Annotated in this window: 21 protein-coding genes; 7 read left to right on the forward strand and 14 right to left on the reverse strand. The window is 61.6% G+C overall.

The window, feature by feature from the left end:
• Positions 1-3 precede the first annotated feature (3 nt).
• The 3 genes from FHT69_RS25085 to dapD form a co-directional block, all read right to left on the reverse strand.
• Positions 4-600 (reverse strand): hypothetical protein, encoded by a 597-nt coding sequence (locus FHT69_RS25085; protein WP_047617155.1) that lies wholly within the window; start codon positions 598-600, stop codon positions 4-6.
• The gene (gene dapE / locus FHT69_RS25090; RefSeq protein ID WP_183903709.1) at positions 587-1780 is read right to left on the reverse strand and encodes a succinyl-diaminopimelate desuccinylase; all 1194 of its coding nucleotides are present in this window, start codon (positions 1778-1780) and stop codon (positions 587-589) included. Before dapE ends, FHT69_RS25085 begins: the two co-directional genes overlap by 14 nt.
• A 101-nt stretch (positions 1781-1881) precedes the next feature.
• Entirely contained in the window at positions 1882-2742 is an 861-nt protein-coding gene (gene dapD / locus FHT69_RS25095) for a 2,3,4,5-tetrahydropyridine-2,6-dicarboxylate N-succinyltransferase (RefSeq protein ID WP_048338222.1), read from the reverse strand.
• A 194-nt stretch (positions 2743-2936) separates the two neighbouring features.
• Between dapD and FHT69_RS25100 the strand changes: the two genes are divergently transcribed.
• Positions 2937-3803 carry an LOG family protein gene (locus tag FHT69_RS25100; RefSeq protein ID WP_025603433.1) on the forward strand — a complete coding sequence of 289 codons (867 nt, stop codon included), beginning with the start codon at positions 2937-2939 and terminating at the stop codon, positions 3801-3803.
• A 78-nt stretch (positions 3804-3881) separates the two neighbouring features.
• On the opposite strand, the gene FHT69_RS25105 is transcribed toward FHT69_RS25100, so the two are convergent.
• Both FHT69_RS25105 and FHT69_RS25110 read right to left on the reverse strand, forming a co-directional pair.
• Entirely contained in the window at positions 3882-4520 is a 639-nt protein-coding gene (locus FHT69_RS25105; RefSeq protein ID WP_025554967.1) for an EF-hand domain-containing protein, read from the reverse strand.
• Between the two features lie 169 nt (positions 4521-4689).
• Positions 4690-5397: a pyrimidine 5'-nucleotidase gene (locus tag FHT69_RS25110; RefSeq protein ID WP_028755463.1), complete on the reverse strand. Its 708-nt coding sequence runs from the start codon at positions 5395-5397 to the stop codon at positions 4690-4692.
• Between the two features lie 102 nt (positions 5398-5499).
• Here FHT69_RS25110 and FHT69_RS25115 point away from each other — a divergent pair, with 102 nt between their 5' ends.
• Together FHT69_RS25115 and FHT69_RS25120 are read left to right on the forward strand one after the other, a co-directional pair.
• On the forward strand, positions 5500-6600 hold the full coding sequence (locus FHT69_RS25115; RefSeq protein WP_183906112.1) for a bifunctional transcriptional activator/DNA repair enzyme AdaA: 1101 nt from the start codon (positions 5500-5502) through the stop codon (positions 6598-6600).
• Positions 6597-7367 carry an isocitrate lyase/phosphoenolpyruvate mutase family protein gene (locus FHT69_RS25120; protein ID WP_183906113.1) on the forward strand — a complete coding sequence of 257 codons (771 nt, stop codon included), beginning with the start codon at positions 6597-6599 and terminating at the stop codon, positions 7365-7367. The genes FHT69_RS25115 and FHT69_RS25120 overlap by 4 nt, the downstream gene beginning before the upstream one ends.
• Positions 7368-7438: 71 nt before the next feature.
• On the opposite strand, the gene argB is transcribed toward FHT69_RS25120, so the two are convergent.
• The gene (gene argB, locus FHT69_RS25125; protein ID WP_025554810.1) at positions 7439-8326 is read right to left on the reverse strand and encodes an acetylglutamate kinase; all 888 of its coding nucleotides are present in this window, start codon (positions 8324-8326) and stop codon (positions 7439-7441) included.
• Between the two features lie 143 nt (positions 8327-8469).
• Between argB and FHT69_RS25130 the strand changes: the two genes are divergently transcribed.
• From FHT69_RS25130 to FHT69_RS25140, 3 genes are all read left to right on the forward strand, one after another.
• Positions 8470-9009 (forward strand): sigma-70 family RNA polymerase sigma factor, encoded by a 540-nt coding sequence (locus FHT69_RS25130; RefSeq protein WP_183906162.1) that lies wholly within the window; start codon positions 8470-8472, stop codon positions 9007-9009.
• Positions 9006-9725, forward strand: a complete 720-nt coding sequence (locus FHT69_RS25135; RefSeq protein WP_028755462.1) for an anti-sigma factor domain-containing protein — start codon at positions 9006-9008, stop codon at positions 9723-9725. The genes FHT69_RS25130 and FHT69_RS25135 overlap by 4 nt, the downstream gene beginning before the upstream one ends.
• A 127-nt stretch (positions 9726-9852) precedes the next feature.
• Complete coding sequence (locus FHT69_RS25140) at positions 9853-10407, forward strand: fasciclin domain-containing protein (RefSeq protein ID WP_028755461.1); 555 nt, start codon at positions 9853-9855, stop codon at positions 10405-10407.
• Positions 10408-10470: 63 nt separating this feature from the next.
• On the opposite strand, the gene FHT69_RS25145 is transcribed toward FHT69_RS25140, so the two are convergent.
• From FHT69_RS25145 to rpmH, 8 genes are all read right to left on the reverse strand, one after another.
• Positions 10471-11547, reverse strand: coding sequence for a sensor histidine kinase (locus tag FHT69_RS25145; RefSeq protein ID WP_047617141.1), 1077 nt, complete (start codon positions 11545-11547; stop codon positions 10471-10473).
• A 121-nt stretch (positions 11548-11668) separates the two neighbouring features.
• On the reverse strand, positions 11669-11944 hold the full coding sequence (locus FHT69_RS25150; protein WP_024323874.1) for a hypothetical protein: 276 nt from the start codon (positions 11942-11944) through the stop codon (positions 11669-11671).
• A gap of 120 nt (positions 11945-12064) precedes the next feature.
• On the reverse strand, positions 12065-12289 hold the full coding sequence (locus FHT69_RS25155; RefSeq protein WP_003556111.1) for a hypothetical protein: 225 nt from the start codon (positions 12287-12289) through the stop codon (positions 12065-12067).
• A gap of 133 nt (positions 12290-12422) precedes the next feature.
• Positions 12423-12632, reverse strand: a complete 210-nt coding sequence (locus FHT69_RS25160; RefSeq protein WP_003545000.1) for a cold-shock protein — start codon at positions 12630-12632, stop codon at positions 12423-12425.
• Between the two features lie 267 nt (positions 12633-12899).
• Positions 12900-13553 (reverse strand): ribosome biogenesis GTP-binding protein YihA/YsxC, encoded by a 654-nt coding sequence (yihA, locus tag FHT69_RS25165; protein WP_028755459.1) that lies wholly within the window; start codon positions 13551-13553, stop codon positions 12900-12902.
• Between the two features lie 153 nt (positions 13554-13706).
• Positions 13707-15500 (reverse strand): membrane protein insertase YidC, encoded by a 1794-nt coding sequence (yidC, locus tag FHT69_RS25170; protein WP_047617137.1) that lies wholly within the window; start codon positions 15498-15500, stop codon positions 13707-13709.
• Positions 15500-15901: a ribonuclease P protein component gene (gene rnpA, locus FHT69_RS25175; RefSeq protein WP_028755457.1), complete on the reverse strand. Its 402-nt coding sequence runs from the start codon at positions 15899-15901 to the stop codon at positions 15500-15502. Before rnpA ends, yidC begins: the two co-directional genes overlap by 1 nt.
• Positions 15902-15922: 21 nt before the next feature.
• Entirely contained in the window at positions 15923-16057 is a 135-nt protein-coding gene (gene rpmH, locus FHT69_RS25180) for a 50S ribosomal protein L34 (RefSeq protein WP_008524438.1), read from the reverse strand.
• 417 nt (positions 16058-16474) lie between these two features.
• Here rpmH and FHT69_RS25185 point away from each other — a divergent pair, with 417 nt between their 5' ends.
• Positions 16475-18472: a methyl-accepting chemotaxis protein gene (locus tag FHT69_RS25185; protein WP_028755456.1), complete on the forward strand. Its 1998-nt coding sequence runs from the start codon at positions 16475-16477 to the stop codon at positions 18470-18472.
• The last annotated feature ends 108 nt before the right edge of the window (positions 18473-18580 follow it).

Genomic DNA, 18580 nt, shown 5'->3' on the forward strand with positions numbered 1-18580 from the left:
TGATCAGGCGGGATAGATGCCGAGGAAGTGCTGAAGATATTCCGAAAGGATCATCGATGGCACCAGCAGCACCAGCGTCATCGCCCCGACCATCAGCGCGTGACCGTGGCAGATCATCCGCAGAATGCGCGCCAGTGCGAAGACCTGCGCCAGCATGAAGGCCAGCAGCAGCAGCGAGACGAGGCCGACGGAGCCGGGCAGGAAGACCACCATCGCCAGCAGCAGCCCGTTGATGTAGGAGAGCGGCACGCCGAGCCAGTTGACGCTGACGACGACGGGGGCAAAACGCTCGCCCATGCGGAAAGCAAGCAAGAGCAGCCCGGCAAAGACCAATGGCACGAACCAGTTGGCGATCTCGACGAGGCCGAGCCTGAGATAGAAGGCAACATCGACATCGGTTTCCGGCGGCATCGACCGCAGGAAGGCCTGCCGCCACCAGAGCCAGGAAATCCCCATCGGCGGCAGGCACCAGGCTATTGCCCAGAACGAGCGGTTGACGCCGCGCTCGGACATGTCGAGGTAGCGGAAGCCGCGCGGATCCAGCCGGATCAGCAACCAGAGGCCGGCCAGATAATATTGAACTTCTCTAAAGCCCGGCATTGGCGAACCAGCGGGCGATGAAGGTCTCGTAGATCGCCGTCAGCATCTCCAGATCGGCGACCGCGACGCGCTCGTCGACCATGTGCATCGTCTGGCCGACGAGGCCGAATTCGACGACCGGGCAATAATCCTTGATGAAGCGCGCATCCGATGTGCCGCCGGTGGTCGAAAGCTTCGGCGACTGGCAGGCAACGCTTTCGACGGCCGAGGACAGCGAGGCGATCAGCGCATTGTTGCGCGTCAGGAAGACATGGCTCGGCCGGTCGGCCCAGACGATGTCGTATTTCACCGGTTGGCGGCCCGGTCGCAGCGCCCCGTCCCCGGCGGCGGCTTCCAGCCGGCGCAGGATTTCGGCCCGCAGCGTCTCGACCGTCCAGCTGTCGTTGAAGCGGATATTGAAGCTCGCCGACGCCTTGGCGGGAATGACGTTGGTCGCCGGATTGCCGACATCGACCGTGGTCACCTCGAGGTTCGACGGCTGGAAGTCGTCGGTGCCGCCATCGAAGGCCGGATCCATCAGTGCCTGCGTCAGCTGCAGCATGCCGCGCACCGGATTGTCGGCAAGATGCGGATAGGCGGCATGGCCCTGGACGCCATGCACGGTGATCTTGCCCGACAGCGAGCCGCGCCGGCCGATCTTGATCATGTCGCCGAGCCTGTCCGGATTGGTCGGCTCGCCGACCAGGCAGGCATCCCAGCGCTCGCCGCGTTCGGCGGCCCATTGCAGCAGCTTGACCGTGCCGTTGATCGCCGGCCCTTCTTCGTCGCCGGTGATCAGGAAGGAGATCGAGCCGGCCGGCGGCCCGTTTTTCTCGATATGACGGGCGACGGCGGCGACGAAACAGGCGATGCCGCCCTTCATGTCGACGGCGCCGCGGCCGAAAAGCTCGCCTTTCGAAATCTCGGCGGCAAAGGGCGGATGCGTCCAGGCGGCTTCGTCGCCGACCGGCACGACATCGGTATGGCCGGCAAACATCAGATGCGGGCCGTCCTTGCCGAGGCGGGCATAGAGGTTTTCGATATCGGCTGTTCCCTCTTCGCTCGCCTTCACCTTGTCGACGGCAAAGCCGAGCGGCGCAAGCATAGCCTCCAGCGCCGTGAGCGCGCCGCCTTCGGCGGGCGTCACGGAAGGGCAGCGAATCAGCGTCTGGAGATTGGCGACGGGATCGGTAGCGGTCATGGCGGTCGAACTATCCGGCGGGAATGGCAAAGACATGGCAAGGCAGGGCTGCCTCGCGTAAAAAGACGCCGTCTGTTTACCGGATCAATGTCCCGGTGTCATCAATCTCTGAGCAGCTCGTTGATGCCGGTCTTCGAGCGGGTCTGTTCATCGACGCGCTTGACGATGACGGCGCAGTAGAGATGCGGCGCCGGCTTGCCGTTGCCCATCGTCGCATTGCCTGACGGCATCGAGCCGGCGACGACGACGGAATAGGGCGGCACTTCGCCGTAGGTCACCTCGCCGGTGGCGCGATCGACGATCTTGGTCGACTTGCCGATATAGACACCCATGCCGAGCACCGAGCCTTCGCGGATGATGCAGCCTTCGACCACTTCCGAACGGGCGCCGATGAAGCAATTGTCCTCGATGATCGTCGGGCCGGCCTGCATCGGTTCCAGGACGCCGCCGATGCCGACGCCGCCGGAGAGATGCACATGCTTGCCGATCTGCGCGCAGGAACCGACCGTCGCCCAGGTGTCGACCATCGTGCCTTCGCCGACATAGGCGCCGAGATTGACGAAGGAGGGCATCAGGATCGCATTCGGGGCGATATAGGCCGAGCGGCGCACGACGCAGTTCGGCACGGCGCGGAAGCCGGCGGCGCGGAAATGATTCTCGCCCCAGCCTTCGAATTTCGAAGGAACCTTGTCCCACCAGGTGGAATTGCCCGAGCCGCCCTTGACCACTTCCATGTCGTTGAGGCGGAAGGACAAGAGCACGGCCTTCTTCAGCCACTGATTGACCGTCCAGGCGCCGTCGGCACCGCGCGTCGCGACACGGACCGTGCCGGCATCGAGCAGATTGAGTGCTGTCTCGACCGCATCGCGAACCTCGCCCTTCGTCGACATGTTCACATTGTCGCGATTGTCGAAGGCGGCTTCGATGGTCTTTTCGAGGGATGCGAGGTCGGTGGCGCTCATGAGAATTCCTTAAACTTCGATCTTTATCGTGGAGACGGCGAAGTCTCCGGAATTGCGGTTGGCGGGGGTCAATCCTGCTCTACAGCATGAACCCGTAGAACGGAATGATTTTTCCGACAAGATCATATCTGGATTCAAGGCGTTATAGCGACATATCCGGCTTCTTGGCCGGCAATACTGAAAGGCATTACGATATGGCGAAGGGACGAAACGGCGGTTCGCGGCGCAAGGATGGCGTATGGGACCCGCTGAAGAGCAGCTCGACCGACAGGCAGCGTGCCGAAGCCGTGCCGAAGACGCCGCAGACGATGTCGCCGGCCTACCGCCTTGCCTATGTCGACGAGGATTTCCTTTGCCGCGAGGAATTGCGGCCGATCCGCCTGCAGCTGGAGCTGCTGAAGACGGAGATGATGCTGACCGAACGCGGCATCAAGTCGACCGTCGTTATGTTCGGCGGCGCCCGCATTCCCGCCCCCGGCCAGAGCGCCTGGGCAGCCCGCAACGATATCCAGCGCGTCAACCTGGAGGCGGCCTCCGTCTATTATGACGAGGCGCGCAAATTCGCCCGGCTCTGCTCGAAATATTCTGCCACCTTGAATTTCCACGAATATGTCATCGTCACCGGCGGCGGCCCCGGCGTGATGGAGGCCGGCAATCGCGGCGCCGCCGACGAAGGCGCCCCGTCGATCGGCCTCAACATCGTGCTGCCGCACGAGCAGGCGCCGAACGTCTATGTGACGCCGGAGCTCAGCTTCAACTTCCACTATTTCGCCATCCGCAAGATGCATTTCATGGTGCGCGCCAAGGCGATCGCGGTCTTTCCCGGCGGCTTCGGCACGCTCGACGAATTCTTCGAATGCCTGACACTGATCCAGACCGGCCGCATGGAGCGCCTGCCGCTGATCCTCTTCGGCGAGACCTTCTGGCGAAGCATCATCAATTTCGATGCTTTGGCCGAATTCGGCACGATCGCGCCCGACGACGTCAAGCTGATCAGCTTCGTCGATACGGCCGAAGCCGCATGGAAGATCATCCAGGATTTCTACGAACACCGCGAATAAGGACAAGAAACGCGGCGTTTCGCCGAACCTCCCACTCTTTCCCCGCCGGAGCGGGGAAAGATATCGGTTTGTCCGGCCTTACAGAAGCGGCCGGTCCGGCATGTCGTCGATCGAGATGACGCCGTCCTTGTTGCGGTCCATCCGGGTGAACAGCTTGTCGATGGCGGCTTCGGCTTCCTGTTTGGAGATCTGGCCGTTCTGATCGGTGTCGACCCGGTGCATCATGATCGAGGCACGCATGATGTTGCCGCCATGGCGCATCCAGCGATGTCCGTCGCGACCCTCGTGGCCTTCGCGAGGCGGCCGTCCCTGGTCGTCATTGTCCGCCGTCTCGGCTGCGGCGTTCGCATCCTTGTTTTCCCCAGCCTCCTGCTTGCGCTGATCTCTCATCGCCTGCATCTGCGCTTTCTGGTACGCTTGGATTTCGCCCGGGGTCAGCGAGCCGTCATTATTGGTGTCGATCGCAGCGAAGACCTTGTCGATGCCGGCGGTCGCCTCGTCCTTGGAGATCTGTCCGTCCTTGTTGGTGTCGAACTGCTTGAGCATGCGGACATAGGTGATTTCGCGGAAGGCGGCAGGTCCCCCACCGTGCATGGGACCGTGCCTGCCGGGATGCTGACGCGGCCCGTCACCGGGTGCGGCATAGCCTGCTCCGGCGGCTGCGCCGAAGATGAGGGTGGAGGAAAGCGCTGCCAGTATCAGCTTGTTGCGGTACATCGTGTTTGCCTTTCGTAAGGTGTCCCCTCACGAAAGAAGCTACGGCAGCAGCCCCGAAAGACCCAGTTAAACATCGGTAAGCTAAGTGAAAACTTCGTAATCAATGCATGTCGCCCAAAACTGTGCAGCGGTTTTGGGACAACGACATGCATCAAATAAAGACTGGCTGTCAGCCGGTAATCTTGCTGAGGAAGGCGGCGAGGTCGTCGGTGACGAAATCGATATGATCCTCTTCGCCGCTGGTCTTTTCCCACCATTCGACGACCGTCTCTTCGAGATTGCGCGGCACCAGCAGCACGGTCTGCATGCCGAGCGCTTTGGGCACCGTCAGGTTGCGCGGCAGATCCTCGAACATGGCCGCCTTGCCGGTTTCGACGCGCTTCAACGCCGTGAACTTGTCGTAGGTCGCCTGCGCCGGCTTCGGCACGTAGTCGGCGGCGACGATGTCGAAGATATCGTCGAAATGCTCGAGAATGCCGAGCGCCTCCGCCGTCATTTCGGCATGCCTGACGCTGCCATTGGTGAAGATGAACTTGCGCCCCGGCAGCGCCTTGATCGCCTCGCCGAGTTCCGGCTGCGGCGTCAGCGCCGAATAGTCGATCGCATGCGCCTTTTCGAGGAAGTCGTTCGGGTCGATGCCGTGATGGATCATCAGGCCCTGCAGCGTCGTGCCGTGGTCGAGATAATATTGCTTCTGCAGCTTGCGCGCCTCTTCCCGCTCCATCTGCAGGAGCGCCGCGACATAGGCCGTCATGTTCTTGTCGATCTGCGCGAACAGATTGACATGATGCGGATAGAGCGTGTTGTCGAGGTCGAAGACCCAATCTGTGACGTGCGCGAAATCGGCTTTATCAGGTTTGCGGTCGATCTTTGTCATGGCGGTCTTATGGCACGGCTGTTCGCCCAAGGAAATCGACAAGAAGAAATAGACGCCCGATTTTCGGCGGACGGCCGCGGCCGAGGATGCTAGAAAGCCGGCATGCTTTTCGAACGCCCCGATGACGATACGCTTTATGACGCCCTGATCGCGCGCAGCGCCGATTATGAGGGCCAGGCCTATGTCTGCGTGAAGACGACGGGCATCTTCTGCCGGCTGACCTGCCCGGCACGCAAGCCGAAGCGGGAAAATACCATCTTTTTCGACACGATCGCCGCCTGCATGCATTCCGGCTTCCGCCCCTGCCGTCGTTGCAGGCCGCTGGAGCAACCGGGCAGGGAGCCGATCGTCGACGCACTGCTGGCAGAGCTCGATCGCGCGCCGCAACTGCGCTGGAGCGAGGATGAACTCGTGCGCCGGGGTCACGATCCCTCGACCGTGCGCCGCGCCTTCAAACGGGCGCTCGGCATGACCTTCCACGATATCGTCCGCTATATCAGGCTCGGCGAGGCGGCGCGGCAACTGGCCGACGGCGCGCGTGTCATCGATGCGCAGCTCGATGCGGGATATCAATCCCCAAGTGGTTTTCGAGCGGCTTTTCAGCGGCTCATCGGCAAGGCGCCGGCGCTGTCGCAGAACCGCGAACTGCTTTTTGCCGACTGGTTCGACACGCCGCTCGGCCCGATGATCGCGGTTGCCGACAAGACGCACCTGCATCTCCTCGAATTTCATGACCGTAAGGCGCTGCCGACCGAGCTCGAGGCGTTGCAAAAGCGCGTCCGCTCCTCGGTCGCAATCGGCCGCACGCCGGCGATCGACCAGATCGAGGCTGAGATCAGGGACTATTTCGAGGGGCGGCTGACGGTCTTCAAGACGCCGTTGGCGCTTGGCGGCACGGCCTTCGAAAAACATGTCTGGGCAAAGCTCATTGATATCCCTGCCGGCCAGACGCGCGCCTATGGCGATCTCGCAAGAGAGATGGAACGGCCGGAAGTGGTGCGCGCCGTCGGCCGTGCCAATGGCGCCAACCAGCTCGCCATCATCGTGCCATGCCATCGCATCCTCGGCGCGGACGGATCGCTGACGGGATATGGCGGCGGACTATGGCGCAAGCAATGGCTGCTGCGGCATGAACAGAAAATCAGCGCGCAAGCAGCTGACCAGGCACCTGATCAAGTACCTGATATGGAGGAGACAGCATGAACCAGAACGAAAAGGCCAAGGCATTCGGCGCATTGCATCGGAAGGGCGACCCGGTCGTTCTCTACAATATCTGGGATGCCGGGACGGCCAAGGCGGTTGCTGATGCCGGCGCCAAGGCGCTGGCGACGGGAAGCTGGTCGGTCGCTGCTGCCCATGGCTATGCCGATGGCGAGAAGTTGCCGATGTCGGTGCTGGTCGAGACCGCGAAATCCATCACCTCGGTCATCGACCTGCCGCTTTCGGTCGATTTCGAGGGCGCCTATTCGGCCGAGCCTGAGGGGGCTGCGGCCAATGTGGCAAAACTGGTGGAGGTCGGTGCGGTCGGCATCAATTTCGAGGATCAGGTGGTCACCGGCAGCGGGCTCTATCCCATCGACAGACAGGCGGCCCGCATCCGCGCCATTCGCGCCATGGCCGAAGCCAAAGGCATAGCTTTCTTCATCAACGCCCGCACCGACCTCTTCCTTGCCGAGAGCGATCTTGCCAAACATGCCGGTCTGGTGGATGAGGCGATCGAGCGCGGCAGGGCCTATGCGGCGGCCGGCGGCAGCGGCTTCTTCGTGCCGGGTCTGATCGATCCCGACTTGATCGAGAAAATCTGTGCGGCATCGCCGCTGCCGGTCAACGTCATGATGAGGACGGGCGCCCCTGACGTGAAAACGTTGGCTGGGCTCGGCGTCGGCCGCATCAGCTATGGTCCGGGACCTTACCGGTCGATGATGGACAAGCTGAAGCAGGAAGCGGCGGCGATCTATAGCCAGCTTTGACGCCGATATCCCTGGCGATAGTCGCGAGATCAGGACGATGCGCCCTTCGCAGCGAAGGGCGCAAGCCTCGATCAGGGAACGATCAGCGTTCCGATGCCGTGCTCGGTGAAGATCTCGAGCAGCACGGAATGCGCGGTCTTGCCGTTCAGGATGACGACACCCTGGACGCCGGCCTTGATCGCATCGATGCAGGTCTCGACCTTCGGGATCATGCCGCCTGAAATCGTGCCGTCGGCGATCAGCGCATGCGCCTCGGCGACGGAAAGCTCCTTGATGAGCTGGCCGTTCTTGTCGAGCACGCCGGGCACATCGGTCAGGAAGAGCAGCCGGGTGGCGTTCAGCGCGCCGGCGATGGCGCCGGCGAAGGTATCGGCATTGATATTGTAGGTCGCGCCGTCGCGGCCAGGCGCCACCGGCGCGATGACCGGGATCATCTCGGAGCGGGCGAGCAGATCGAGCAGCGTGCGGTCGACCTCGACCACTTCGCCGACGAAGCCGAGATCGAGCACGCGCTCGATGTTCGAATCCGGATCCTTCACGGTCTTGCGTGCCTTTTCGGCGAAGACCATGTTGCCGTCCTTGCCGCAAAGGCCGATCGCCCATTCGCCAGTCTGGTTGATCAGCGCGACGATTTCCTTGTTGATCGAGCCGGCGAGCACCATCTCGACGATCTCGACCGTCTTCTGGTCGGTGACGCGAAGCCCGCCTTCGAATTTCGATTCGATGCCCATCTTGTTCAGCATGGCGCCGATCTGCGGGCCGCCGCCGTGAACGACGATCGGGTTGACGCCCGATTGCTTCAAGAGCGCGATGTCGCTGGCAAAGGCCTTGCCGAGCTCGGGATTGCCCATGGCGTGGCCGCCATATTTCACGACAATCGTCTTGTTCTCGTAACGCTGCATGAAGGGCAGCGCCTTGGCCAGAAGCCGTGCCTGCAGTTCGCTTTCGGTTTCGTTCATGGGAACCCCGCAGAATTGATCGCGGCCTTTTATCGCAAGTTTCTGACAGAGGGAATAATCCAGAGGGTAATAGTTTTTCGTATCTGGCGCGGAGCCGGAGCACTTCGCCGCCCGGCGCACGCAAGCTTGAGATGAGGAACGCCATGCAAGGCGATGAGATCGCAGACCTGATCGGCCGCGTCGCACTCGGCGACCGCAGGGCTTTCGTGGCCCTCTACAACCAGACCGGACCGAAACTTTTTGCGGTCTGCCTGCGTATCTTGAAGGATCGCACGGAAGCCGAAGAAGCCCTGCAGGAAGTTTATATCAGCATCTGGCAACGCGCTCGGAGCTTCCAGCCAGCCACGGGTTCGTCGTCGGCGTGGCTGGCCGCAATCGCCCGCAACCGGTCGATCGATGCGATGCGGGCGCGCAAGCCTGTCGCCGACGAACTCGACAGTGCCTACGATCTTGCCGATGCCGGACCCGACCCGGAAATGCAGACGGTGACGAAGGATGAAGGAAGGCGGATTGACACCTGCATGGAAGAGTTGGAAGCTGATCGTGCGGTCGCGGTGAAACGGGCTTATGTCGAAGGGCTGAGCTATCAGGAACTGGCCGATCAGTTTGGTGTCCCGCTGAACACGATGCGGACCTGGCTCAGGCGCAGCCTCTTGAAACTGAGAGAGTGCATGGAACGATGACATCGCCCGACAAAAGCAAGGGAGACCGCTCCCGCGACGAGGTTCTCGCCGGCGAATATGTGCTTGGCGTCCTGTCGCTGCAGGACCGCCGGGTGGTGGAAGAGCGCATGCGCCACGATCGGCCTTTCGCGGCGATCGTCAGCCGCTGGGAAACCAATCTTTCCGCCTTCAATGACGAGTATGAAGGTGTTGCTCCGAACCGGGAAACCTTCAAGCAGATCGAGGCGCGGCTTTTCGGCGATAGCCAAAAGGCCGCATCCTTTTCGCATGGGCTCTGGAATTCCGCCGTTTTCTGGCGCTCGCTGAGCTTTGCTTGCGTCATCGTCGCCGTCAGTGCCGTCATCTTCGCCTCCGGCGTGGTGCCGCAGCCGCAGGGGCCGGCGCCTTTGGTGGCGTCGCTTTCGGGCCAGAACAGCACCATTAATCTTCTTGCCTCCTATGAGCTGCAGAGCGGCCGGCTGAAGATCGTGCCGGTCGCGGCCGGCAAGCCGGAAGAGAAGTCGCTGGAACTCTGGCTGGTGCCCGGCAGCGGCCTGCCGAAATCGCTCGGCGTCTTCCAGCCGGGCGAAAGCGGCGAACTGGTCATTCCCGCCGATCTGCGCAGCCATATCGCCGATGGTGCAACGCTCGCCGTCAGCCTCGAGCCCTTCGGCGGCTCGCCGACCGGCCAGGCGACCGGCCCGGTGATCGCAAGCGGCCCCCTGCACCGGCCGTAAAATCACGCCGGCCGTAAAAATCATTTTCTCCTGTCTGAAACTCTTCGGCGCGGACCGTCGTAGTTCGAAATGTCCGGACGACGCTCAGGCATAAAGCCGGCGGATGGGGTCCGGTGAGGAGAAAATCATGATCAAGTCCGTATTGCGCGGCTTCGCGCTCGCCACCGCCATGTCGGCTGTCGCCTTTGCTGCCGCCAAGAACCCGATGGTCGGCGGTGCTGCAATGTTCGACAGCAAGAACATCATCGAGAACGCCGTGAATTCCAAGGATCACACGACGCTGGTCGCAGCCGTCAAGGCCGCCGGCCTCGTCGGCACGCTCGAGGGCAAGGGTCCCTTCACCGTCTTCGCGCCGACCAACGAAGCTTTCGCCGCCCTGCCGAAGGGTACCGTCGAAACGCTGCTGAAGCCGGAAAACAAGGCGACGCTCACCAAGGTTCTGACCTGCCACGTCGTTGCCGCCGATGCGATGGCCAAGACCGTTGCCAAGATGATCAAGGATGACGGCGGCGAGCACGACATCAAGACCGTCGGCGGCTGCGTGCTGAAAGCCCGCGAAAGCAAGGGCAAGATCACGCTGACCGATGAAAACGGCGGCGTTTCCCATGTGACCATCGCCGACGTCAAACAGTCGAACGGCGTCATCCACGTCGTCGACAAGGTGCTGCTGCCGAAGATGTAAGTCTCGTATCGACGAAGGCATGGGGCGCTGTTGAGGCGCCCCTAACGCAAATTGACGAGGTGGCTATTGGGCCGCTTCCGCTCTCGGGAAGACGAGGGAGACACTCATGCCGGTGCCAGGGGACGAGCTTACTTCAACCTCGGCGCGGGCATTCTGTTTCAGCGACTGTACGATCATCGCGCTCAGTTTTCCCGGCTGCGGCCAGGTCACATCTTGGGGAAGGCCGACCCCGTTATCAGCAACGGTGATCCTGCACCCGGTATCGCTGACGACACAGCGGAGCGTGATTTCGCCGCCATCACGCCCCACGAAGGCATGCTTCAGCGTATTGGTGAGGAGTTCGTTGATGACGAGGCCGGCCGGCATGGCGACATCGACCGAAACCGGCCAGGTATCGACCTTCATGTCCAGCCGGATCCCTTCCACCGCGTGGGCCGCCATCACCGAGGCGGCAATCTGGCTGACATAGGTGCCAAGATCGACAGTGGCGCCTTTCTCTTCGTCTGACAGCGAGCGATAGAGCAGGGCCAAGGCTTCAATCCGCCCGGCAAGCCGTGCAAACCTCTCGCTTTCCTCATTCTGTTGAGCGTTGCGCGCCTCCATTCGGATGAGCGCCGTGATCATCTGAAGATTGTTCTTCACGCGATGCTGAAGTTCCCGCAGAAGGACATCTTTCTCCGTCAGCAGTTCGCTGAAGCTCTCAGCGGCCGTCGCCTCATTGCGGGCAGCAAAGGCCACCAATCGGAAGAGTGGCGTGTCGTCATCGTCGACGATCGTATTCGACCAGACATCGACAATGACGGTGCTGTCGGGTTCGGCCACCAGCGAGAAGGCGCCAATATAATCCTCCGCAGTTGTCACAGCGGCCGTGAGCGACGCCTCTCCGGAGACAGCGGTGGAGTTCAGTTTAATTTCCGGCCAAGGTTTTCCCTGGACCTCGATTGCCTCAAGCGCCGTCAGCCGTTCGAATTCGAGGTTGACGTAAATCAGCAGCTCGTCGCCACTGAGTTGGGAGACAGCCACTGCGAATGGCACATGATCGAGAAAGTGTCGAAACCGGTCGTCATCAAGGGCTTCGGCAAGATGGGGCAAGTTGCCGACGCCTTCCGGCGAAATCGGCTGGTCTTTGCTATCGGTCATCAAATCTTACTCTTGGACGCGGCTGCTCCCGCACAGCAGGAGAACTAGGGTTGCTTTAAAACCTGCGGGGACGCAAGCGTTGATCGGCGGCACGTCCGCCGATTGCCGGCCACAGGATGATTTAGGCCCGGTCATAGGTAAATGACGTCAGCAGGGTCGTGACGAAATTGCTCGCCCTTTCCTTGACCAGCACTTCCGTCCATTCATCTGTCCCGCGCAGCCGCAAATCCGTGTAGATGCTGTCGACGGCCGCTTCTTCGATACGCTTGATATGGGTCCTGAACGACGCTTCGCCGCCGCCGTGATACATGTCTCTGATCACCATGCGCAGGATCTCCTGAATGGCGATCTGCCAGGCCGTATTGATCGATTGAAGTTCGTTCGCAGTCTCTGCCATTGACGCTTCCTTGGTGCGAGTGAATGCGAGCACGCCTTCGGCATGCTGCAGCGCGCGATCTGCAAGCCCGTCATTTCAGATGCGGTTTAAATCCCGAGCCTTGTCGATCGGGTTGTGATCTCAGCGGGCCCTGGCGCGTTTGGCAATGAGGGCCGAGGTTGCCGATACCCGGTCACTCTGTTCCCTAGCAAGCCGGGCTTCCCGAAGCCGCAACGTCTTCGCCTGTTGCGATTGGGCGTCGGATTCAAGCTCTTCGGCCGCCTGGTTCTTCGCGAAGAATTGGGTCTGGACGTTGCCGAAGGCAATCTCCGCCCGCTGGCGAGATTTGCTGTATGTCTCAGTCATGTTGGCTCCGATATTGGAGGGCTCGACGCGCGAGCGAAAACAAAAAAGGCCAGGCAAATCGCCTGGCCTTGGATTGATAACGTGCTTCCGGCAGTGCCAGTACATCCGTGGTCAAAGGGAAGCAGATACCGATTTAAGCGTTCTGGAGATTGCAGGCGGACATCTTGCCCGACTTGTTGTCACGCTCGAGATCGAAGCCGATCTTCTGGCCTTCGACGAGTTCGCGCATTCCGGCGCGCTCGACGGCGGAGATGTGAACGAAGGCGTCATCGCCGCCATTGTCAGGCTGAATGAAGCCGAAGCCTTTGGTGGAGTTGAACCATTTAACTGTGCCAGTGGCCATGATGATGAACCCTTTCATAGCAATATTGAAGAACCGCAACGCCAAGGCGATGCGGATGATGATAGCGATTTTTGAAAGGAAGTTCGTTCAGAGCGCGGTGCCAATCGCGCGATAACCAAGCCAGCAAGCAAAATTCGATGCTCGCTATCTAGCTCATCAAGCTTGCGTCGTCAACCGTTAGTTTTCCGATTGCGCTGTCTTCAACTTATGGGTGCAGCGGAGACCTTTACACCAAACAGGGCTCCGCGTCCGGGGCGCGTGCGCCTTCTACTTCCAGCGGGCGATGCCGACGGTTTCGCCAATCGCCTGGCGCAGATCGTCCAACCCGTCGCCCTTTTCCGAGGAGGTGGAGAGCACGCCGGGATAGGCGGCCGGGCGCTTGCGGATCTTGTCGGCTGTTTCGGCCAGCAGCTTCGGCACGCCCGCCGCCTTGATCTTGTCGGTCTTGGTCAGCACGATCTGGTAGGAGACGGCGGCCTTGTCGAGCAGGTCGAGCACGTCGTCGTCGTTCTTCTTGATGCCGTGACGGCTGTCGATCAGCACGTAGACGCGCTTCAGCGTCGCGCGGCCGCGCAGATAATCGAAAACCAGCTTGGTCCACTTGTCGACCTGCTCCTTCGGCGCCTGCGCATAACCATAGCCCGGCATGTCGACGATCGCCATCGGCGGCAGGTCGCCGCCTTCGCCGGAATAGCCGTCGGGAACGAAATAGTTGAGTTCCTGCGTGCGTCCCGGCGTGTTCGAGGTGCGCGCCAGGCCCTTCTGGCCGACCAGTGCGTTGATCAGCGAGGATTTGCCGACATTCGAGCGCCCGGCGAAGGCCACCTCCAGCGGCCCTTCCGGCGGCAGGAAGTTTAGGGATGGCACGCCGCGGATGAAGATCCATGGGTGGCCGAAGAGCGGCTTTTCGGTGTCGGGCATGCGGGCTCTGCAATCTCTGGGTTGGGTGTCTTACCGGGCTTCATGGTTTTGCGGGCAGATGTCAAGCTTTGAGGCGGCTTGCAGGGTCGTACCCTGCGTCCTTCTCCGACGCCCGGAAAAGAAAAGCCCCGCCGGAGCGGGGCTTGGCAGGCGTCATTTCGATGGCGCCTCTTTTCGTCGGAACAGACCCTTCAGATTGTCGAAGAGTTCGACCTTGACGCCGTGGCGCCTCATGATCACCGACTGCTGCAGCACCGAGAGCGTGTTGTTCCAGGCCCAGTAGATGACGAGGCCGGCCGGGAAGCTTGCCAGCATGAACATGAACACCAGCGGCATCCAGTTGAAGATCATCGCCTGGGTCGGATCGGGCGGGGTCGGGTTCATGCGCATCTGCACGAACATGGTGATGCCCATGATCAGCGGCCAGACGCCGAGATGCAGCAAGGTCGGGGCCTCGAAGGGCAGCAGGCCGAACAGATTGACGATCGTCGTCGGATCGGGCGCCGAAAGATCCTTGATCCAGCCGAAGAAGGGCGCATGCCGCATCTCGATGGTGATGTAGATCACCTTGTAGAGCGAGAAGAAGATCGGGATCTGCAGCGCCACCGGCCAGCAGCCGGCGATCGGATTGATCTTCTCGTCCTTGTAGAGCTGCATTGTCGCCTGCTGCAGCCCCATGCGGTCGTCGGCGAATTTCGCCTTCAACTCCTCCATCTTCGGCTGCATGCGCTTCATGTTGGCCATCGAAGCATATTGCTTGCTGGCGAGCGGGAAGAACAGGAGCTTGACGACGATGGTGGTGCACAGGATCGCCACGCCGAAATTGCCGAAGTAGCGGAAGAAGAAGTCCATCAGCTTGAACATCGGCTTGGTGATGAAATAGAACCAGCCCCAGTCGATCAGACGGTCGAACTTCGGAATCGAGTAGCTCGCCTCATAGCCGTCGATGACGGGCACTTCCTTGGCGCCGGCAAAGACGAGGTTCTTCAGCTCGATCGATTGGCCCGGCGCAACGGTGAAGGCATCTTCCTTGTAGTCGGCCTGATAGCGCGGCTGACCGTCGGGAAAATGCGAGAAGCTTGCCTCATAGGGACTGGCCTGCGGCGGGACGATCGTCGCGGCCCAGTATTTGTCGGTGATGCCGAGCCAGCCGCCGGTGGATTTGGCCGGCTTCACGGCTTCCTTCTCGGCGGCGGTATATTTGGTTTCCACCAGGCCGTCATCGCCGATGACGCCGATGAAGCCTTCATGCAGGACGTAGACCGATGGCGTCGTCGGCTTGTTGTAGCGCGTGACGCGGCCGTAGGAATTCAGCGAAGCGGGCGCCTGGCCGGCATTCTGGATCTTGTCGGCGACGGTGAACATGTAGCGTTCATCGACGGAGATGGTGCGGGTGAAGGTCAGGCCCTTGTCGTTCGTATAGGTCAGCGTCACCGGCGTCTTTTCGGTGAGCTTGGCGCCCTCAGGTGCGGTCCAGAGCGTCGAGGGACCGGGAACGCTGCCCGTCGCATCGCTGCCGATATAGCCGAGTTCGGTGAAATAGCCGTCCTTGGTTTCGGCCGGGCTGAACAACGTGATGATCGGGCTCGAGTCGTCGACGGTCTCGTGATAGCCCTTGAGCTTCAGATCGTCGAGGCGGGCGCCGGCAAGGTTGATCGAACCGGAAAGTGCCGGGGTATCGATGACAATGCGCGGCGACTTCTGCAGCGCTTGCTCGAGCGTCGCCGTCGCGGCCGCCTGGCTGGAAGGGGCCGCACCGCTCGGCTGGGCCGGCGCCTGACCGCTTGCTGCGGGCTGCTGCGCCTGCTCGGTCTGCTGCTGCGCCTTCTGGGCTTCCTGCGCCTTGCGCTGGGTCTCGATGCGCGGATTCATATAGAGAAACTGCCAGCCGAGGACGATCAGCACCGAGAGAGCGATCGCAATGAAGTAATTGCGGTTGTTTTCCATCATACGTTCCTGGGGCGTCCGTCTCCGGAGCGCCGGTGTTTCGGCCTGGTTTCCACGCGGGATTTCAGTTCCGCGGCCAATTCTTTGAAGGACGCCTGAAGCACGTCCCTGCGCGCGACAACCACATAGTCGTGTCCGGGCTGCATTGCAAACCCCGCATGAAGCCGCACCGCCTCTTTCAGGCGGCGGCGCATACGGTTCCGTTCGACCGCGTTGCCATGTTTTTTGGTGACTGTAAAACCGACACGGGCTTGGCTGTCGGGTTCCTTCCGGTCGAGGACTTCGAGAAGGAAGAGGCCGCCCCGGCGTTTTTCGCCCTCGCGCGCGGCAAGAAACTGCGGGCGGCTCTTCAGCCGCCCGACAGTGTGTTTCTTCTCACTGGTCGTCAATTCGCCCGCCATCTCTTACCGGGCAATCCGGCCTTAAGCCGAAAGACGCTTGCGGCCCTGCGCGCGGCGGGCAGCGATGACCTTGCGGCCACCCTTCGTGGACATGCGCGCACGGAAGCCGTGGCGACGCTTGCGAACAAGCTTGGATGGTTGGTAGGTACGCTTCATTTATTTGAATACCGCGGAGTGCGGCCCTTCTTGAATTTGCATAATGCAAGGAGCGTTGTTTTTCGAACGGGCGAGCCAAAAAGGCTGAGTGACCGGACGTGCGGCGGCTTATACGGATGAAGGCTTAGAAAGTCAATTATACCCGATAATTTCACTTTGCGCCGTCGGCCCGAAGTAATTTTCGCACTCTGGTGTTAAGAATTTCCGCTTGCTCCGAGCGGTTGTAATTTGGTGCCACAAGCGATCGATAAGCCTGGTTTGCAGGGGGTTACGTCCCGCGACCGCGTCCAACAGGGATAATTTTCCCTCGGCATAATCGTAAATATTGGAAATCTAACTTTAATAAATGTCGCCGATATTCAGCGCATGGGCTGGAATTTGCTTTCCAGGCAGTGGCGTAGCTAGGAGGGCATTGCATTGAAGATCCGTGGCAAAATTAATCTGCTGGTGTGCGTGATGGGCGCGGTCGCGCTTCTGATCGGCGCAACGGCATTGTCCGCGATGCACGAATACAGTCGCAACCTGACGGCTTACGAACAGGCCGCCACCCGCGCCTATGCCGGCGAACGTCTCAACCGTTTCGTGACGGCGGTGGTGATGGAATCGCGCGGCATTTATGCCGCCAAGACGATCAAGGATACGCCGAATTTTGCCAAGGGCCTGCTGGCCGGCCTCGACGAGATCGACAAGGTCATCGCGGGCTGGGCGCCGCTCGTTCCCGAGGATGAGAAGGACAGTTTTGCCAAGCTTGTCGCCCGCGCTGCGGAATTCCGCACCTTCCGCGCGGAAACGGCCCGCCTCGGTACCGAGGTCGGCCCCGAGGCCGCCAGCCAACAGGGCAACAATGAGGCCAACCGCGCCAACCGCAAGGCGTTCCAGGCGGAAATCGACGCGGTCGTCGCCATCGACAAGGCCGCGCTGCAGACCGTCAACGCCGAGATCGAAAGCTTCCGCTCCTGGGTGCTGATGCTCGTCCTCAGCATCACCGGCATCGGCATTTCGGCCGGCATCGGCATGGGCTTCTACATCGGCACCAGCCATCTGAGCCGCCCGATCAAGCGCGTCACCCATGCGATCAAGGAGGTTGCCGACGGCAATTTCGAGGCCGAGGTTCCTTTCGCCGGACGCCAGGATGAAATCGGCGAGATGGCCGCAGCGGTCGCCGTCTTCAAGGCGAACGGCCTTGCCATCAAGCGCCTGAACGCTCAGGAGGCGGCGATGCGCGCCAAGAGCGACGACCTGCAGTCGAGCATGTCCGTCGTCGTGGCTGCGGCCGCGGCCGGCGATTTCGGCCACCGCATCGATAAGGACTACGAGGACGAGAACCTCAACCAGTTCGCCGGCAACATCAACACGCTGCTGGCGAGCGTCGATGCCGGCATCGGCGAGACCCGCCGCGTCATCGCAAGCCTTGCCGAAGGCGACCTCACCCAGACGATGCGCGGCAGCTTCCAGGGCGCCTTCGCCGAATTGCAGCAGAACGTCAACAATACCTTCGTCACCCTGCAGGCGACGATGCGCGAAGTGCGCGAGACGACGGAAGCGATGAACGGCAACACCGCCGAACTGCGCAATGCCAGCGACGACCTGTCGAAGCGCACCGAGCAGCAGGCGGCTGCCCTCGAACAGACTTCGGCCGCCCTCGATGAGATCACCGCTGTCGTCCAGAATTCCACCGAGCGGGCGCATGAAGCAACCATCATGGTGTCCGAAGCCAAGGAGAATGCCGGCCGCTCCGGCGTCGTCGTGCGCAATGCCGTCGAGGCCATGGGCCGCATCGAGCAGGCGTCGCGCGAAATCAGCCAGATCATCAACGTCATCGACGAGATCGCCTTCCAGACCAACCTGCTGGCGCTGAATGCCGGCGTCGAGGCCGCCCGCGCCGGCGAGGCCGGAAAGGGCTTCGCGGTGGTCGCCCAGGAAGTGCGCGAACTGGCCCAGCGTTCGGCAACCGCGGCCAAGGACATCAAGGCGCTGATCACCAAGTCGGGCGACGAGGTGCAGGTCGGCGTCAAGCTGGTGCAGGCGACCGGCGAGGCGCTCGCCGAAATTGGCACCCGCGTCATCGCCATCAACGACCATATCCATTCGATCGCGACAGCCGCGACCGAACAGTCGACCGGCCTCAAGGAAGTCAATACCGCCGTCAATCAGATGGACCAGGTAACCCAGCAGAATGCCGCGATGGTCGAAGAGACCTCCGCCGCCACGCACAGGCTGTCGGCCGAAGCCAATGGGCTGGTGAGCCTCATTGCCCGCTTCAAACTGTCGGACGGTGCGCCGGCGCCTGTGGCGCTCGTCCGCAACGAGCCGCACCGGCCCGTCGCCTCGCCTGCCCGCCGGGCGATCGCCAAGGTCGCCCGCGCTTTCGGCGGCAATGCGGCGCCCGCCGAACAGAGCTGGGAAGAGTTCTAAGCTTTACTGATCACGCGCCTTTCAACGCCGCCTCCGGGCGGCGTTGGTTTTTTCTGCCCGGTCCGCGCCGGGCGAAGACCTCGCCCCAAGCCTAACCTGTCGCACCGG

Source organism: Rhizobium sp. BK008 (assembly GCF_014197345.1).
Lineage (GTDB): Bacteria > Pseudomonadota > Alphaproteobacteria > Rhizobiales > Rhizobiaceae > Rhizobium > Rhizobium anhuiense.

Bases quoted from the DNA above. Each gene is read 5' to 3' on its own strand.
- dapD (WP_048338222.1), bottom strand. From the start codon at position 2,742: ATGAGCGCCACCGACCTCGCATCCCTCGAAAAGACCATCGAAGCCGCC.
- FHT69_RS25130 (WP_183906162.1), top strand. From the start codon at position 8,470: ATGCAAGGCGATGAGATCGCAGACCTGATCGGCCGCGTCGCACTCGGC.
- yidC (WP_047617137.1), bottom strand. From the start codon at position 15,500: ATGGAAAACAACCGCAATTACTTCATTGCGATCGCTCTCTCGGTGCTG.
- argB (WP_025554810.1), bottom strand. From the start codon at position 8,326: ATGAACGAAACCGAAAGCGAACTGCAGGCACGGCTTCTGGCCAAGGCG.
- FHT69_RS25110 (WP_028755463.1), bottom strand. From the start codon at position 5,397: ATGACAAAGATCGACCGCAAACCTGATAAAGCCGATTTCGCGCACGTC.
- yihA (WP_028755459.1), bottom strand. From the start codon at position 13,553: ATGCCCGACACCGAAAAGCCGCTCTTCGGCCACCCATGGATCTTCATC.
- rnpA (WP_028755457.1), bottom strand. From the start codon at position 15,901: ATGGCGGGCGAATTGACGACCAGTGAGAAGAAACACACTGTCGGGCGG.
- FHT69_RS25155 (WP_003556111.1), bottom strand. From the start codon at position 12,289: ATGACTGAGACATACAGCAAATCTCGCCAGCGGGCGGAGATTGCCTTC.
- FHT69_RS25140 (WP_028755461.1), top strand. From the start codon at position 9,853: ATGATCAAGTCCGTATTGCGCGGCTTCGCGCTCGCCACCGCCATGTCG.
- FHT69_RS25100 (WP_025603433.1), top strand. From the start codon at position 2,937: ATGGCGAAGGGACGAAACGGCGGTTCGCGGCGCAAGGATGGCGTATGG.
- dapE (WP_183903709.1), bottom strand. From the start codon at position 1,780: ATGACCGCTACCGATCCCGTCGCCAATCTCCAGACGCTGATTCGCTGC.
- FHT69_RS25135 (WP_028755462.1), top strand. From the start codon at position 9,006: ATGACATCGCCCGACAAAAGCAAGGGAGACCGCTCCCGCGACGAGGTT.
- FHT69_RS25160 (WP_003545000.1), bottom strand. From the start codon at position 12,632: ATGGCCACTGGCACAGTTAAATGGTTCAACTCCACCAAAGGCTTCGGC.
- FHT69_RS25120 (WP_183906113.1), top strand. From the start codon at position 6,597: ATGAACCAGAACGAAAAGGCCAAGGCATTCGGCGCATTGCATCGGAAG.
- FHT69_RS25115 (WP_183906112.1), top strand. From the start codon at position 5,500: ATGCTTTTCGAACGCCCCGATGACGATACGCTTTATGACGCCCTGATC.
- FHT69_RS25150 (WP_024323874.1), bottom strand. From the start codon at position 11,944: ATGGCAGAGACTGCGAACGAACTTCAATCGATCAATACGGCCTGGCAG.
- FHT69_RS25105 (WP_025554967.1), bottom strand. From the start codon at position 4,520: ATGTACCGCAACAAGCTGATACTGGCAGCGCTTTCCTCCACCCTCATC.
- FHT69_RS25145 (WP_047617141.1), bottom strand. From the start codon at position 11,547: ATGACCGATAGCAAAGACCAGCCGATTTCGCCGGAAGGCGTCGGCAAC.
- rpmH (WP_008524438.1), bottom strand. From the start codon at position 16,057: ATGAAGCGTACCTACCAACCATCCAAGCTTGTTCGCAAGCGTCGCCAC.
- FHT69_RS25085 (WP_047617155.1), bottom strand. From the start codon at position 600: ATGCCGGGCTTTAGAGAAGTTCAATATTATCTGGCCGGCCTCTGGTTG.